The organism is Sinomonas flava (assembly GCF_039531875.1).
Lineage (GTDB): Bacteria > Actinomycetota > Actinomycetes > Actinomycetales > Micrococcaceae > Sinomonas > Sinomonas flava.
This window is the reverse complement of record NZ_BAAAQW010000003.1, coordinates 447,864-462,234: the sequence shown is the minus strand read 5'-3', so window position 1 is coordinate 462,234 and position 14,371 is coordinate 447,864. Positions and strand designations below refer to the sequence as shown.

Here is a 14,371-nt window from a genome sequence, read left to right as displayed (position 1 = left end):
CCCGGGCGCCGCACCTATTGGGGAAGGGAAACACCATGAACACGCTCACCCGCGCAGGGATCCGGCTCGCGAATCTTCCGGAGGCGCTCTGGAGAAGGGCCTCCGACGGCGACGACCGCGAGCGAGGCGACGTCCCGGGCTGGGTCATGATCACCCTGATGTCTGCCGTCCTCGTGATGGGGCTACTCGCCGTGGCGGGTCCTGCCCTCGAAGGTCTCTTCAACCAGGCCATCAGCAAGGTGAGCAAGTAGGCCATGCGCTGCCCCCGCTCGCACCGCCCATGGCAAGGGCCCTGGGGTTCTGAGGAGGGCTCTGCGGCTGCCGACTTCGTGATGGTCGGCGGCCTTCTGACGGTCCTTGCGCTTGCGGTGGTCCAGCTCACGCTGGTCCTCCACGTGCGCAACGTCCTCGTCGATGCTGCCGCCTCCGGCGCGCGGTATGGCACCCTCGCAGACAGGACGCCCCAGGACGCACGCACCCGGGCCGGCGAACTCATCACCGGAGCCGTCGGTGCCGATTATGCCGGGGACATCAGCGTCGGCCACGCCGATTCGGCCGGGGTGCGCTCGTTGGAGGTCCGGGTGGTCGCCCCGATGCCTGTCGTCGGACTTATCGGCCCGGCGGGGCGCCTGGAGGTCTCCGGCCATGCCCCGCTTCAGTGATGGTCCGGCCCCGAAAGCTGGGCCGCGGGCTGCCCTTCTCGATCGGTTCAGAGGGCTGGCCGCTGGAGAGGGCGGAAGCGCCGTCGTCGAATTCGTCTTCCTCGGGCTGATCCTGCTCGTGCCTGTCGTCTATTTCGTGCTGACGGTCGCCGCGCTCCAGGGCGCTTCGTTCGCTGCGACAGGCGCCGCCGACCATGCCGCCAAGTCCTTCGCCCAGGCGGCGGATGAGGCGGCGGCACGGACTGCGGCGGAGTCGGCGGTGCGCGTGGCGATGTCCGACTTCGGGCTCGCCGAGCACAGCGCCCGGCTCGTACTCGCCTGCGATCGCAGCCCCTGCCTTCAGGCTGGCGCCGCAGTGCAGGCGACGGTCCACGTCGAGGTACCGCTGCCGTTCAGTCCGGTCAGCTCAGGCTTCGGCCTGAGCATCGGCCGCATCGAGGCGTCGGCGACCCAGATCGTGGGGAGGTTCCGCTGAAGAGGCTAGCGGGCGCCGTCGTGCGCCGGGTCCGGGGCTGCGGGGACGAGTCGGGCCAGCTCACCGTCCTGATCATCGGCTTCACCGTCCTGTGTCTGCTGGTCGCAGCCACGGTGATGGGAGTCTCCGCAGTGCACATCGAGCACCGGAAGCTGCTCTCGGCGGCCGACGGCGCCGCGGCAGCCGCCGCCGACAGCTTCACCCTCGCGGACACCGCCTCGGGAGACCGGCCGCCAGCGGCTGTGCTCGCGCCGGAGAAGGTGCGTGGCGTCGTCGCCACTTACCTCGCTCGCGACGGCGCGGCCGCGAGGTTCGAGGGGCTGGCGGTCGAGGGAGCGACGGGCACGCCGGACGGCCGCACGGCCACGGTCAGCCTGACCGCGATGGCGAAGGTGCCGATTGCCGGCATCCTCTTGCCTCACGGAGTGCCGATCAAGGCCACTGCCAGTGCCCGTGCCCGGCTCGTGCGCTGACCGGTGGCCGCTGCTCATGGCGTAACCTTGGATGGATATGGCTGAGATCGACTTCCCCGCAGAGATCCGCGCGCTTCGCGCCACCCACGACTCCATTGAGCAGGTGACCGACGTCGAGTCTCTGCGTGCCGAGATCGCGGAGTTAAGCGAGGCAGCCGGCGCCCCGGACCTCTGGGACGACCCGTCGAAGGCCCAGCAGGTGACCTCTCGGCTGTCTCACCGTCAGTCGGAGCTAGAGCGTGTCGAGAAGCTCGGAGAGCGCATCGACGACCTTGAGGTGCTCGTCGAGCTTGCCCAAGAGGAGGGCGATCCAGACTCGCTCGCAGAGGCAGGCAGGGAACTCGGCTCGATCAGGAAGGCTCTTGAAGAACTCGAGGTCGTGACGCTCTTGAACGGCGACTACGACGAGCGGGATGCCGTGGTGACGATCCGCGCGGGGGCTGGTGGCGTCGATGCCGCGGACTTCGCCGAGATGCTCATGCGCATGTACCTCCGCTGGGCCGAACGCCGCGGCTACCCGACGAAGGTCATGGATACCTCGTACGCGGAGGAGGCCGGCCTGAAGTCGGCGACCTTCGAGGTCAATGCGCCGTTCGCCTACGGCACCCTCTCTGTCGAGGCGGGCACCCACCGACTGGTCCGCATCAGCCCCTTCGACAACCAGGGCCGCCGCCAGACCTCCTTCGCAGCGGTTGAGGTGATTCCGCTCATCGAGCAGACGGACCACATCGAGATCCCGGACAACGAGATCCGCGTGGATGTCTTCCGCTCCTCGGGCCCCGGCGGCCAGTCCGTCAACACGACTGACTCTGCCGTCCGCCTGACACACATCCCGACGGGCATCGTCGTGTCGATGCAGAACGAGAAGTCGCAGATCCAGAACCGCGCCGCTGCGTTGCGCGTTCTCCAGTCTCGCCTCCTCCTGCTGAAGAAGGAGCAGGAAGACGCACAGAAGAAGGCCCTCGCAGGCGACGTCAAGGCATCGTGGGGCGATCAGATGCGGTCATACGTCCTGAACCCCTACCAGATGGTCAAGGACTTGCGGACGGAACACGAGGTTGGCAACACGGCGGCGGTGCTCGACGGCGACATCGACGGCTTCATCGACGCCGGGATCCGCTGGCGTGCCGGTCAGCGCCAGGGCGCTGCCGGAAGCTGACCCCGCTGCGTAGAAGGCCCGGCTCCTCTTGCGAGGCGCCGGGCTTTCTTGCGTCCGTGGTGGCGCAGCGCGTCGCGGTTTCCGCGGTGGACACGGAGTGCAAGGGTGACGTCGGGCTCACACGGGGTGACGTCGGGCCCACACGGGGTGACGTCGGGCTCACACGGGGTGACGTCGGGCCCACACGGGGTGATGTCGGCCCCACACGGGGTGATGTCGGGCCCACAGGGGGTGACCTCGGGCCCACAGGGGGTGACCTCGGCGGAGGGCGGGACGGCCTTGACGGCAGCGTGCCGACGTCGTACGTTTTCCGTAACCTGAATCACCTTTCATGTTTGCTCATTCCGCACTCCTGCAGCTTCTGCGAAAGGCACTCCCGTGAAGGCAACAAAGAAGTTCCTCCTTGCGGCGACTCTCGCCGCCGGCCTCGCCGCGACCGGATGCGCGCCCAGCTCGTCCAGCGCCTCGGGCGGCCCCTCCGACGCGGCCCGGACGGTCAATGTGGGCATCGTCTACTCGAAGACCGGGCCGCTCGCTGCCTACGGCGAGGCCTACTACGAGGGCCTCCAGGCTGGCATCAAGTACGCAACCGGCGGGACCGGCAAGGTCGGCAACGCCACCCTGAACCTCACCTATCAGGACGACGCGGGCGACGCCGACAAGGCGGTCGCGATCGCCAAGGACCTCATCGGCAAGGACTACAAGATCCTCGCGGGCACGGTGGTCTCCGGTGTCGCGCTCAAGCTCGCCGAGCAGGCCGCGCAGAACAAGGTCCTGTACATCTCGGGCCCCGCCGCCACAGACGCGCTCCAGGGAATCAACAAGTACACGTTCCGCTCGGGCCGGCAGTCGCTCCAGGACGTCGCCACGGCCGGCACCTTCGTGGAGAGCCTGCAGGGCAAGAAGGTCCTGGTCTTCGCGCAGAACAACGCCTTCGGCCAGGGCAACGTCGCCGCGGTCAAGGCCGTGCTCGGGGCGAAGGGCGCCACGGTGGAGCAGGTCCTCGTCCCCGAGGACGCCACCGAGTTCACGCCGTTCGCGCGCCAGATCATCGACGCCAAGCCCGCGATGACCTTCGTGGCCTGGGCCGGCGCCACGAGCGGCGCGATGTGGCAGGCACTCACCCAGCAGGGCGTGTTCGACGCCGCACCCGTCGTCACCGGCCTCGGCGACACCTCGACCTACTCCGCCTACGGTGCCGCGAGCAGCAAGATCAGCTTCCTCAGCCACTACTTCAAGGGCGCCGGCGGCAACAATGCCGTCGAGCAGGAGATGGTCAAGGACGTCGAGGCGGCCGGCAAGAAGGTGGACCTCTTCACCCCGGACGGGTTCGTCGCGGGCCAGATGATCGTCCAGGCGGTCAAGTCCGGCGCGTCGGTGGACGAGATGGTCAAGGGCCTCGAGGGCTACGAGTTCGACGGACCCAAGGGCAAGGAGAGCGTCCGGGCCTCGGACCACGTGCTGATGCAGCCGATGTACCAGGCCAAGCTCGTCCAGAAGGACGGCGCCTGGACCCCTCAGCTGGTCAAGACCGTGCCCTCGGACCAGGTCGCCCCGGCCGAGAAGAAGAGCTGACCTGTGGCAGCCCATCCCGCCCTCGCCGTCGAGGGCCTCGGCTTCGCCGTCGGCGGCGCGAGCATCCTCGCCGACGTCGAGTTCGGCGTCGCGCGGGGCGAGATGCTCGGGGTCATCGGCCCCAACGGCGCGGGCAAGACGACGCTCTTCAACGTGCTCTCGGGCCTCGTCCGTCCCACGGCCGGGCGGGTGCTCCTGGACGGCCAGGACGTCACCCATCTGGCGGTGCACCGCCGAGCCCGCGCCGGGCTCGGCCGGACGTTCCAGACGTCGAGCCTGTTCGAGGGCCTCAGCGTCCTCGAGAACGTCCGGCTCGCTGCGCAGGCACGTCTCGGGGGCAGCCTCTCCGTCCTCGCCTTCCCCAGGAGGCACGACGCCGCGACCCGAACCGCCCGCGAACGGCTCGCCGAGGTGGGCCTCGCCGGCAAGGAGGACCACCGGTCCGGCGACCTGTCCCACGGCGACAAACGGAAGGTGGAGATCGCCATGATGCTCGCCACCGACCCGAGCGTGGTCCTCCTCGACGAGCCCATGGCCGGTGTCGGCTCAGGGGACGTGGGAGCGCTCAGCGAGGTCATCCGGGGACTCCACCGGGACCGCGGGACCACGGTGCTCATGGTCGAGCACCACATGGACGTGGTCCTCGGCCTCGTCGACCGTGTCGCCGTCATGCACCACGGGCGGCTCCTCGCCGTCGGAACCCCGGAGGCCGTCATGGCCGACAGCACCGTCCAGGCCGCCTACCTCGGGGAGCCGGTATGAGCACGGCAACGGATCGGCCCGGCCGGCCGTCGGCGTCGCCCATCCTCACGGTCGAGGGCCTGCGCGCGCACATCGGCGGCCAGCAGGTCGTGGAGGACGTGGGCTTCTCCGTCCCGGGAAGGGGCGTCACCGCCCTCCTCGGGCGCAACGGGGTGGGCAAGACGAGCACGCTCAAGGCCGTCCTCGGCCTCATCGGCCGCACCGGACGCGTCAGCCTCGGAGGCGAGCGGATCGACGGCGAGGCGACCCACCGGATCATCCAGCGCGGGGTCGGCTACGTTCCGGAGGACCGGGAGGTCTTCTCGAAGCTCACCGTCGCCGAGAACCTCCAGCTGGCGGTCCGCGGCAAGGCCTCGGCCGAGCGCCGGGAGTTCGTCGAGTCGCTCTTCCCGGACCTCGCCGCGCGGGCCCAGCAGCCCGCCGGCACCCTCTCGGGCGGGCAGCAGCAGATGGTCGCCCTCGCACGGGCGCTCCTGAACGAGAACCGCGTGCTCCTCGTGGACGAGCCAACCAAGGGCCTCGCGCCCAAGGTCGTCCAGGAGGTCGCCGCCGCGCTGGAGACGGCCGCGCAGGCCGTGCCCATCCTCCTCGTCGAGCAGAACCTGGCCGTGGTGCGGCGCCTCGCCGCCGGCGTGGTCGTCCTCTCCGGCGGCCGGGTGGTGCACCGCGCGGACGACGCCCGGGCCCTCCTCGACGACGAGGCGCTCACGCGCCGCCTCCTTGGCGTGGGCTCAGAGGGACACGGGCACGACGCCGCCCGCTCGCCCGACGAGCGCCGCCCACCCGCCCGGGGTGCCCACGCGGCGTCGTACACCAGGTCCCCCGGCGAGGGGGCCCTGCCATGAGCACCGTCATCCTCCTGCTCGTCACGGGGCTGGGCTTGGGGGCGCTGTACTTCCTCGTCGCCTCCGGGCTGTCCCTCATCTACGGACTCATGGGCGTGCTCAACTTCGCGCACGGTTCCTTCCTGACGTTCGGCGCGTTCCTCGGCTGGGAGACCGCGCGCAGGCTCGGGGCCGACTCGTGGGGTGCCTTCGCGCTGTCGCTGCTCGTGGGGGTGTTGGCGGGCGCCGCGGTCGCCGCGGTGACCGAGCTCGTCCTCATCAGGCCGCTCTACCTGCGGCACATCGAGCAGGTGCTCGTCACGGTGGGCCTCGCCCTCGCGACGGTGGCGCTCTTCGACGGGATCTGGGGAACCGACGCCGTCTACATCTCCGGGCCGGGGTGGTTCAAGGAGACGACGGACATCCTCGGGGCCAGGATCCCCAACGACCGTTTCGTCGCAATCCTGTGCGCCGCGCTCGTCCTGGCCGGACTCGTGCTGTTCCTCAAACGCACCCGCTACGGACTCATCATCCGGGCGGGGGTGGAGAACCGGGCGATGGTCACGGCGCTCGGCATCGATGTGCGGAGGGCCTTCACGCTCGTGTTCGCGATCGGCGGCGCCGCGGCGGGCCTCGGCGGAGTGCTCGCGAGCCACTACTTCGGCTATGTCTCGCCGCTGCTGGGCGGCTCCCTCCTGATCTTCGCCTTCATCGTCACGGTGATCGGCGGCCTCGGCTCGCTCACGGGGGCGGCGATCGCCTCGGTCGGGGTCGCGGTCCTCCAGCAGTTCGCCAACTTCTACTTCGGGATCGGTGATTTCGTGGTCGTGCTCGCGCTCGCCGTCGTGCTCCTCGTGCGGCCCCGCGGACTCCTCGGGGCGGCGTCGTGAGCGGGGCGCGGACGCAGACGGGACAGCGCCCGCGGCTGCCGTGGGCACGGATGGCCGGGGGAGCAGCGGCCGTCCTGGCACTGGCCGTCCTGCCGCTCTTCGCGATCGACCTCCCGGGCATCCTCCCCGGCCCCACGTACACGCCGGGCACGCTCCAGCTGGTCGCCCTGTGCTTCGCTATGGGCGCCGCAGCCCTCAGCTACCACCTCCTGCTCGGGGCCGCGGGACTGCTCTCCTTCGGCCATGCCCTCTCCTTCGGCGCCGGGGTGTACGGCCTCGCCGTGATCCTCGCCCACCTCGGGCTCCCGCTCGTCCCGGCCGCCGCGCTCGCCCTGGTCCTCGCGATCGTGCTTGCGCTCGCGGTCGGGAGCATCAGCCTCCGCGTGGGAGGCATCCCCTTCGCCATGGTCACGCTCGCCTTCGCGCAGGCCGGCTCCGTGCTGGTCCGCCGCAACCCCGGCGACGCGACGGGCGGCGACGAGGGCCTCAGCCTCGCCACGCAGAACCTCCCCGACGGCCTCGTCGGAGTGGTGAACACCCGCAACCTGTACTGGCTGGCGCTCGCCGCGCTCGTGCTGGTCTACGCCGTGGTGCTGTGGATCCAGAGCAGCCGTGCAGGCCACGTCGCGGAGGCGGTACGCGAGAACGAGCTGCGCGTGCGGGTGCTCGGACTGACCCCGTTCCCCGCGAAGCTGCTCGTGTTCACGGTCGGGGGCGCGCTCGCGTCGATCGCGGGCATGGTGTACCTGCTCCTGCAGTCGGGCGCCGTGCCACGCTCGGTGTCCACGGACCTCACCATCACGCTGCTCGTCATGGTGGTGCTCGGCGGCGTCGGGTCCCGCTGGGGCGCGGTCGTCGGGGGAGTCCTGTACACGCTGCTGGACCAGCGGCTCGCGGCGCTCGCGGCCTCCCCGGCCATCAAGGAGCTGCCTCCGGTGCTGCGGATTCCCCTCTCGGAACCGCTGTTCATCCTCGGTACGCTGTTCATCCTCGTCGTGCTCTTCATGCCCGGCGGGATTGCCGGCGCCGCCGGCAGGCTGCGCGCACGACGCCGCGCGGGAACCCGTGCGCCCGAACCCGCCGAGCGCCTCGAGAAGATCCTGGAGGACGCGTGAACCGATCCGCACCCGCCGACGGGCTGCACACGCTGGGGCGCTGGACCACCGACCGCGCGTCCAGCATGCCCGAGCGGACCGCCGTGGACGACCGCGGCGTCACCCTCGCGTACGGCGAGCTCGAGGCCAGGGCGGCCGCGCTCGCAGCGGCGCTGCTCGGCGCTGGCTACCGGCCCGGCGAACGCATCGCAACGCTCACGGGCAACAGCGCGGACCAGGTCGTGCTCTTCTTCGCGTGCGCCAAGGCCGGGCTTGTCCTGGTTCCGCTCTCGTGGCGGCTCGCGCCGCGCGAGCTCGCCGAGCAGCTGGAGATCGCGGCGCCGGTCCTGTTCGTCGTCGAGCAGGAGCACGAGGCCCTCGCCCGCGCGGCCGCGGCACTGATGCCCGTGAGCCCGTCCACCGCGGAGCCGGGCCGCGGAGGCATCGAGCGGAGCCTTCCACCCCGCGGCGAACCCGTCACCCGTGCCGCGGTGGGCGACGAGGACCCCCTCCTGATCGTCTTCACGTCCGGCACGGAGGGCCGGCCCAAGGCCGCGGTCCTGACCCACGCGAACTGCTTCTGGACCAACCTCTCGTTCTCCCGCACCGTGGAGGTCAGCCGGGACGACGTGGTGCTGTGCATCATGCCGCAGTTCCACGTGGGCGGATGGAACATCTTGGCGCTCCTGGCATGGTGGACGGGCGCCACCGTCGTGCTCGAACGGGGGTTCGACGCCGCCCGCATCCTCAAGCTCATCGCCCAGCGTCGGGTGACCACCATGATGGGCGTCCCGGCCCACTACCTCATGCTGTCCCAGCACCCCGGGTTCGGCGAGGCGGACCTGACGAGCCTGCGCCGCGCCGTCGTGGGCGGCGCCCCCATGCCCGCGCCGCTCCTGCGCACGTGGCATGCCCGCGGCGTGGCCCTCACCCAGGGCTACGGGCTCACCGAGGCGGGCCCGAATGTCCTGTGTCTGGCCCCGGAGGAGGCCCTGCGCCGGGTCGGATCCGCGGGGACGCCGTACCCCCATGTCGACATCGCCGTCGCCGACCCGACGACGGGAGCCGTTCTCGACGGGCCTGCGCGCGGCGAGCTGTGGGTCCGGGGGCCGGGGGTTTTCGCGGGGTACCTCGATGATCCGGCCGCGACCGCCCGCGTGCTCGTCGACGGCTGGCTGCGCACGGGGGACGTCGTGGAGCGCGACGCCGAGGGGTTCCTGCGCGTCGTCGACCGGCTCAAGGACCTCTACATCTCCGGCGGCGAGAACGTCTCCCCGTCCGAGGTCGAGCAGGCCCTCCTCGCGCATCCGGCGGTGGCCGACGCCGCCGTCGTCGGAGTCCCGGACGAGCGCTGGGGCGAGGCGGGGGCTGCGTTCGTCGTCGTGCGGCCCGGCTGCGCCACCGATGCCGAAGAGCTCAGGGAGCACCTGCGCGGCGTGCTCGCCCGCTTCAAGGTGCCCCGGAGCATCGATTTCGTCGCGGAGATCCCCCGCACGGGACTCCACAAGGCGGCCCGGGCCAGGCTCAGGGCGCGCGCCGAGTCACGTGCCGTGCGGTTGCCGGGGGAGGGCGTGCGATGAGCGCCCAGCCACGCACGGCCCGCGGGACGCGCACGCGGGCGCGGCTCCTGGCCGCGGCGGAGGATGTCTTCGCCTCGGCCGGCTACCACGACGCGTCGATCGTGAGGATCACCGAGCAGGCGGGGATCGGTCTCGGCACCTTCTACCTGTACTTCGGCGGCAAGCAGGAGATCTTCGACGAGGTCGTGGACGACCTCAATGCGCGCGTCCGCCACGCCATGACGGAGGCGGCCCGCGCCGCCGAGGACCGGTTCGACGCGGAGCGGGAGGGCTTCCGGGCGTTCTTCCGCTTCACCGCCCAGCACCCCGCCCTCTACCGGATCATCCGGCAGGCCGAGTTCGTCTCCCCGGGCGCGCAGCGCCGGCACTACGAGCGGATCGTCCGCAGCTACGCCCACGGCCTCGCCGCCGCGCAGGACGCGGGAGAGGTCCGCCCGCTGGATCCCGAGATCGCCGCGTGGGCGCTCATGGGCATGGGCGAGCTCATCGGCATGCGGTACATCCTGTGGGAGGCGGGCGGGGACGGCGGCACCGGCGGCGCGCCGCGCGACATCCCCGACCACGTGCTCGACGAGCTCATGGCACTCATCCAGCGCGGCCTTGCGCCCGACGCGCCGCCCTCAGCGGCCACATCCAGAGAGGACGTCCGGCATGACTGACACGCTGGCCTACCGCACCTTCGACGTCGACGTGCGCGGCGGGCGCCTCCGGGTCGGCGAGTGGTCGCGCGGGCATGAGGAGGGACCGGGCGACTCTGCCTTCGTGCTCGCGGTGCACGGGGTCACGTCCTCGCACCTCGCGTGGCCCTTCGTCGCCCGTGCACTGCTCGCGCGCACGGCCGACGACGGCGGCCCGGCCTCCGCGCGCATGGCGCCCGAGCGGGTGGTCGCCCCGGACCTGCGCGGGCGAGCGCGCAGCAGCTCGCTGCCCGGCCCCTACGGGATGGCCCAGCATGCCGACGACCTGGCCGCCGTGCTCCGGTCGGCCGGCGCCAGCGCGGACCGGCCCGCCGTCGTCGTGGGCCACTCGATGGGTGCGTTCGCGTCCCTCGTGCTGGCCGACCGGCACGCCGAGCTCGTCGACCGGCTCGTGCTCGTGGACGGCGGCTTCCCCCTCGAGGCGCCCCCGGGGATGTCGCGGGACGAGGCGCTCGAGGCGCTCCTCGGGCCCACCCTCGAGCGCCTGACCAGAGAGTTCGCGAGTCCCGAGGCGTACCTGGAGTACTGGCGCGGGCATCCGGCGTTCGCCCACGCGTGGTCCCGAGAGGTTGAGGACTACGTCCTCTACGACCTCGACGGCGAGGCGCCCCACCTGCACCCCTCCACGGTCCCCACGGCGATCCCCGACGGCAACGAGGACCTCTACGGCGGCGCAGTGCTCCTGAGTGCGCTCGAGCGGCTCCGCGTCCCTGCAGTGTTCCTGCGCGCCGAACGCGGCTTCTTCGACGACCCTGCCCGGCTGTACCCGGACGAGGCGATGGAGCGCTGGCGGGCGGCCTACCCGGCGATCGAGGTCCGCGAGGTCACGGGCACCAACCACTACACCATCGTCATGACGCCCGACGGCGCCGCGGCCGTCGCGCGCGCAACGCTCGGCGGGCGCGGCGTCAGGACGGAGGAGGCAGTGCGCCTCGCCGAGGGCGACACGCCGAAGGTTTAGCCGCGTGTCGGCCCACCCCCATGGTTATAGTCGATCAGCCGGCGCGTTCTGCCCCCGAGCCTTGCCCGTGCGCCGGGCGTCGGACGCGCGCGTCCACGGGCCGGAAAGCCGATGATCCGCTTCGAGAACGTCACGAAGGTCTACGACCGGAAAGCCCGCCCGGCACTCGACTCCGTGAGCCTCGAGATCGAGCGGGAGGAGTTCGCGTTCCTCGTCGGCGCCTCCGGCAGCGGCAAGTCCACCTTCCTGCGGCTGGTGATGCGTGAGGACCGGGCCACCAGCGGGGCCGTGTTCGTCGCGGGCCAGAACGTCGCCACGCTCCCGAGCTGGCGGATTCCCAGGCTGAGGCGGGGCATCGGCGTCGTGTTCCAGGATTTTCGCCTGCTGCCCCAGAAGACCGTCTTCGCGAACGTGGCCTTCGCCATGCAGGTGATCGGCAAGAGCCGGACGATCATCCGGGACGCTGTGCCCGAAGTCCTCAAGACCGTCGGCCTGGAGGGCAAGGGCCACCGCATGCCCCACGAGCTCTCCGGCGGCGAGCAGCAGCGCGTGGCGATCGCGCGCGCCGTCGTGAACCGCCCCGGGATCCTCCTCGCGGACGAGCCCACCGGCAACCTCGACCCGACCACGAGCCAGGGCATCATGGCGGTGCTCGACAGGATCAACCAGAACGGCACGACGGTCGTGATGGCCACCCATGACACCGACATCGTCAACTCGATGCGCAAGCGCGTCATCGAGCTCGTCGACGGCCAGGTGGTGCGCGATGAGGCCAAGGCCCTGTACACCTCGATGATCCCGCACGTCACTGCGGAAGGGAGCGGGGAGTGAGGGCCGCGTTCATCCTCGGCGAGATCGCCGGTGGACTCCGCCGCAACCTGACCATGGTGGTCTCCGTGGTACTCGTGACGTTCGTCTCGCTCACGTTCGTGGGCGCGGCCGGCATGCTCCAGCTTCAGATCAACCAGATGAAGGGCTTCTGGTACGACCGCGTCCAGGTGGCCATCTTCCTCTGCAACGGAACCGCCAAGGCGCCGGGATGCACCTCGGGGGCCGTGACGGAGGACCAGCGGGCGGCCCTGACGAAGCTGCTCGAGACGCCTGCGGTGGCGCAGTACGTCAACGACTACCACTATGAGTCGCAGGACGAGGCGTACCAGCACTACCGGGAGCAGTTCGCCAACTCGCCGATCGTGGACTCCGTGACCCCGGACCAGCTTCCGGCCTCGTTCCGGGTCAACCTCAAGGACCCCCAGAAGTACCAGATCATCAGTGAGACCTTCTCCTCGCGGCCTGGCGTCCGGCTCGTGAGCGACCAGCGCGAGGTCCTCGAGCGGCTCTTCTCGGTCATGAACGTCGCCTCGCTCGTGGCCATCGTCATCGCGGGCATCATGATCGTGTGCGCAATCCTGCTGATCGCCACGACCATCAGACTCTCCGCATTCAGCAGACGCCGCGAGACCGGAATCATGCGCCTCGTCGGCGCGTCGAAGCTCATGATCCAGCTGCCGTTCGTCCTCGAGGGCGTCATCGCCGCGGTGGTGGGCGCGGTCCTTGCGTCAGCGACCCTCTGGGCGGTCGCCAAATTCTTCCTGGGCGACGTGCTCACGGCCCAGTACCCCGGGACAGCGTTCATCTCGCCGTCCCAGACCCTCGTGCTCGCCCCCCTGCTCATCGCGCTGGGGATCGTGCTCGCGGGCGTTTCGTCGATGCTGACCCTTCGTCGGTATCTCAAGGTCTAGTCCGCTGGGAGGGACGAGGATGCACAAACGCGCGCTGGGACCGGGGGTCCGTCAGCCACAGGTCGGCGGCAGGAGCCGCAGGGCGGCCGGCGCCGCCGTTGTCGTCGCCCTCCTCGCCGCGCTCTGCGCCTCCGGGCCCGCGGCGACCGCCGACGACCTCGACGACAAGCAGTCGCAGCTGAACCAGCGTGCGCAGGAGGTCCAGCAGAACCTCGAGTTCCTCGACGGCAGGATCCGCCAGACCGCCGCGGACCTCGCGACCTACCAGGGCCAGCTGCCCGGGGCGCAGCAGGCACTGCTCGATGCCCAGTCCCGCGTCACCGCGGCGACCAACGAGGTCAATGCCCTCGCCGTGCGCGTCGATGCGGCCCAGCAGAACAAGGCGAAGATCACGGCCCAGATTGAGGCCGACCGCGGCAAGATGGACAGCACCAAGAAGCTCATCGGCGAGATTGCCAGCGAGTCGTACATGTCCGGCGGCGTCCCGTCGAACCTCAGCCTCATGCTGGGCTCGGGCGAGGGCGGGAGCCTCACGAGCTCGCTGGACCTGGCCGACCAGGTCATGGAGAGCCAGAACGCTGCCTTGACCCAGCTCTCCCAGCAGAGTGCCGCGAACGTCAACTCGGAGGCACGCCTCGCTGCGGTCGAGTCCGAGATCAAGGAGCTCAAGGCACTCGCCGACGAGGCCCTGCGCAAGGAGCAGGCGGCGCGTGACGACGCGGCGGCGAAGAAGGCCGCGGTGGACAAGCTGATCGACGACACCTCGCGGCTGAGCAAGGAGCTCGAGGCCGCCAAGCCGGCCATCCAGAAGCAGATCGCGGACCTCAAGACCCAGCAGGACCAGGTGGCGGCGGAGATCGCGGAGCGCGACCGGAGGCTGCGTGAGGCGTGGGAGGCCGAGCAGCGTCGCATCGCCGAGCAGCGTGCCGAGGAGGCCCGCCAGGCCGCGCTCGCCGCAGGCCAGGCCAGGGCGGCGGCCGAGGCCGCTGCCCAGGCGGCGCGCGACAACGCCGTCCGGCCCGGGTCGCCGTCCGCCTTCGGCCTCGCCAACCCCTTCCGCGGCATCCCGATCACCTCGGGCTTCGGCTGGCGGGCCACACCGCCCGGATCGATCGACTTCTACGGGACCGGCGGCTACATGCACACCGGGATCGACTTCGGGGCCCCCTGCGGGACGCCCGTATACGCGCCCGCGGCGGGCACCGTCACGACGGCGGGCTGGCTGAACAACGGCGGCGGGAACACTGTGATGATCTCCCACGGGGTGGTCCAGGGGAACTCTCTGACCACGGTCTTCTACCACAACACCTCCGTGGCGGTGAGCCCCGGGCAGTACGTGAGCCAAGGCCAGCTCATCGCCTACTCCGGAACCACGGGGAACTCGACCGGCTGTCACTCGCACTTCGAGACCTGGCTCAACGGCTCGCCGGTCGACCCGATGGGCCTCCTGTAGACTGAAATCTTCCCTCGCCGGAC

At 70.8% G+C, this 14,371-nt stretch carries 16 protein-coding genes; all 16 read left to right on the top strand.

Annotation, left to right across the window (positions count from 1 at the left end; genetic code table 11):
- The first annotated feature begins 35 nt into the window (after window positions 1-35).
- The 16 genes from ABD298_RS04860 to ABD298_RS04785 all read left to right on the top strand — a co-directional run bounded on the left by ABD298_RS04860 (window position 36) and on the right by ABD298_RS04785 (window position 14,348).
- Window positions 36-251: a hypothetical protein gene (locus ABD298_RS04860; protein WP_344298519.1), complete on the top strand. Its 216-nt coding sequence runs from the start codon at window positions 36-38 to the stop codon at window positions 249-251.
- A gap of 81 nt (window positions 252-332) precedes the next feature.
- Window positions 333-662 carry a TadE/TadG family type IV pilus assembly protein gene (locus ABD298_RS04855; RefSeq protein ID WP_425564311.1) on the top strand — a complete coding sequence of 110 codons (330 nt, stop codon included), beginning with the start codon at window positions 333-335 and terminating at the stop codon, window positions 660-662.
- Window positions 663-780: 118 nt separating this feature from the next.
- Window positions 781-1,137, top strand: a complete 357-nt coding sequence (locus tag ABD298_RS04850; RefSeq protein ID WP_344298517.1) for a hypothetical protein — start codon at window positions 781-783, stop codon at window positions 1,135-1,137.
- A gap of 20 nt (window positions 1,138-1,157) precedes the next feature.
- On the top strand, window positions 1,158-1,610 hold the full coding sequence (locus ABD298_RS04845) for a pilus assembly protein TadG-related protein (RefSeq protein WP_344298516.1): 453 nt from the start codon (window positions 1,158-1,160) through the stop codon (window positions 1,608-1,610).
- A gap of 37 nt (window positions 1,611-1,647) precedes the next feature.
- A complete protein-coding gene (gene prfB / locus ABD298_RS04840; RefSeq protein ID WP_344298515.1) occupies window positions 1,648-2,769 on the top strand; it encodes a peptide chain release factor 2 in 1,122 nt (373 codons plus the stop codon).
- Window positions 2,770-3,147: 378 nt separating this feature from the next.
- Entirely contained in the window at window positions 3,148-4,344 is a 1,197-nt protein-coding gene (locus ABD298_RS04835; protein WP_344298514.1) for a substrate-binding domain-containing protein, read from the top strand.
- A gap of 3 nt (window positions 4,345-4,347) precedes the next feature.
- Window positions 4,348-5,106, top strand: a complete 759-nt coding sequence (locus ABD298_RS04830; RefSeq protein ID WP_344298513.1) for an ABC transporter ATP-binding protein — start codon at window positions 4,348-4,350, stop codon at window positions 5,104-5,106.
- Window positions 5,103-5,951, top strand: coding sequence for an ABC transporter ATP-binding protein (locus ABD298_RS04825; RefSeq protein ID WP_344298512.1), 849 nt, complete (start codon window positions 5,103-5,105; stop codon window positions 5,949-5,951). The genes ABD298_RS04830 and ABD298_RS04825 overlap by 4 nt, the downstream gene beginning before the upstream one ends.
- Window positions 5,948-6,820 (top strand): branched-chain amino acid ABC transporter permease, encoded by an 873-nt coding sequence (locus tag ABD298_RS04820; RefSeq protein WP_344298511.1) that lies wholly within the window; start codon window positions 5,948-5,950, stop codon window positions 6,818-6,820. The genes ABD298_RS04825 and ABD298_RS04820 overlap by 4 nt, the downstream gene beginning before the upstream one ends.
- On the top strand, window positions 6,817-7,935 hold the full coding sequence (locus ABD298_RS04815; RefSeq protein WP_344298510.1) for a branched-chain amino acid ABC transporter permease: 1,119 nt from the start codon (window positions 6,817-6,819) through the stop codon (window positions 7,933-7,935). Before ABD298_RS04820 ends, ABD298_RS04815 begins: the two co-directional genes overlap by 4 nt.
- Entirely contained in the window at window positions 7,932-9,494 is a 1,563-nt protein-coding gene (locus ABD298_RS04810; RefSeq protein WP_344298509.1) for an AMP-binding protein, read from the top strand. The genes ABD298_RS04815 and ABD298_RS04810 overlap by 4 nt, the downstream gene beginning before the upstream one ends.
- A complete protein-coding gene (locus tag ABD298_RS04805; protein WP_344298508.1) occupies window positions 9,491-10,153 on the top strand; it encodes a TetR/AcrR family transcriptional regulator in 663 nt (220 codons plus the stop codon). Before ABD298_RS04810 ends, ABD298_RS04805 begins: the two co-directional genes overlap by 4 nt.
- Window positions 10,146-11,153, top strand: coding sequence for an alpha/beta fold hydrolase (locus tag ABD298_RS04800; protein WP_344298507.1), 1,008 nt, complete (start codon window positions 10,146-10,148; stop codon window positions 11,151-11,153). The genes ABD298_RS04805 and ABD298_RS04800 overlap by 8 nt, the downstream gene beginning before the upstream one ends.
- Window positions 11,154-11,264: 111 nt before the next feature.
- Window positions 11,265-11,984, top strand: a complete 720-nt coding sequence (ftsE, locus tag ABD298_RS04795) for a cell division ATP-binding protein FtsE (RefSeq protein ID WP_208709285.1) — start codon at window positions 11,265-11,267, stop codon at window positions 11,982-11,984.
- Entirely contained in the window at window positions 11,981-12,895 is a 915-nt protein-coding gene (gene ftsX / locus ABD298_RS04790) for a permease-like cell division protein FtsX (protein WP_208709283.1), read from the top strand. The genes ftsE and ftsX overlap by 4 nt, the downstream gene beginning before the upstream one ends.
- Before the next feature lie 19 nt (window positions 12,896-12,914).
- Window positions 12,915-14,348 carry a peptidoglycan DD-metalloendopeptidase family protein gene (locus tag ABD298_RS04785; RefSeq protein ID WP_344298506.1) on the top strand — a complete coding sequence of 478 codons (1,434 nt, stop codon included), beginning with the start codon at window positions 12,915-12,917 and terminating at the stop codon, window positions 14,346-14,348.
- Window positions 14,349-14,371 lie beyond the last annotated feature (23 nt).

Bases quoted from the DNA above. Each gene is read 5' to 3' on its own strand.
- ABD298_RS04785 (WP_344298506.1), top strand. From the start codon at position 12,915: ATGCACAAACGCGCGCTGGGACCGGGGGTCCGTCAGCCACAGGTCGGC.
- ABD298_RS04820 (WP_344298511.1), top strand. From the start codon at position 5,948: ATGAGCACCGTCATCCTCCTGCTCGTCACGGGGCTGGGCTTGGGGGCG.
- ftsE (WP_208709285.1), top strand. From the start codon at position 11,265: ATGATCCGCTTCGAGAACGTCACGAAGGTCTACGACCGGAAAGCCCGC.
- prfB (WP_344298515.1), top strand. From the start codon at position 1,648: ATGGCTGAGATCGACTTCCCCGCAGAGATCCGCGCGCTTCGCGCCACC.
- ABD298_RS04800 (WP_344298507.1), top strand. From the start codon at position 10,146: ATGACTGACACGCTGGCCTACCGCACCTTCGACGTCGACGTGCGCGGC.
- ABD298_RS04860 (WP_344298519.1), top strand. From the start codon at position 36: ATGAACACGCTCACCCGCGCAGGGATCCGGCTCGCGAATCTTCCGGAG.
- ABD298_RS04855 (WP_425564311.1), top strand. From the start codon at position 333: ATGGTCGGCGGCCTTCTGACGGTCCTTGCGCTTGCGGTGGTCCAGCTC.
- ABD298_RS04825 (WP_344298512.1), top strand. From the start codon at position 5,103: ATGAGCACGGCAACGGATCGGCCCGGCCGGCCGTCGGCGTCGCCCATC.
- ABD298_RS04805 (WP_344298508.1), top strand. From the start codon at position 9,491: ATGAGCGCCCAGCCACGCACGGCCCGCGGGACGCGCACGCGGGCGCGG.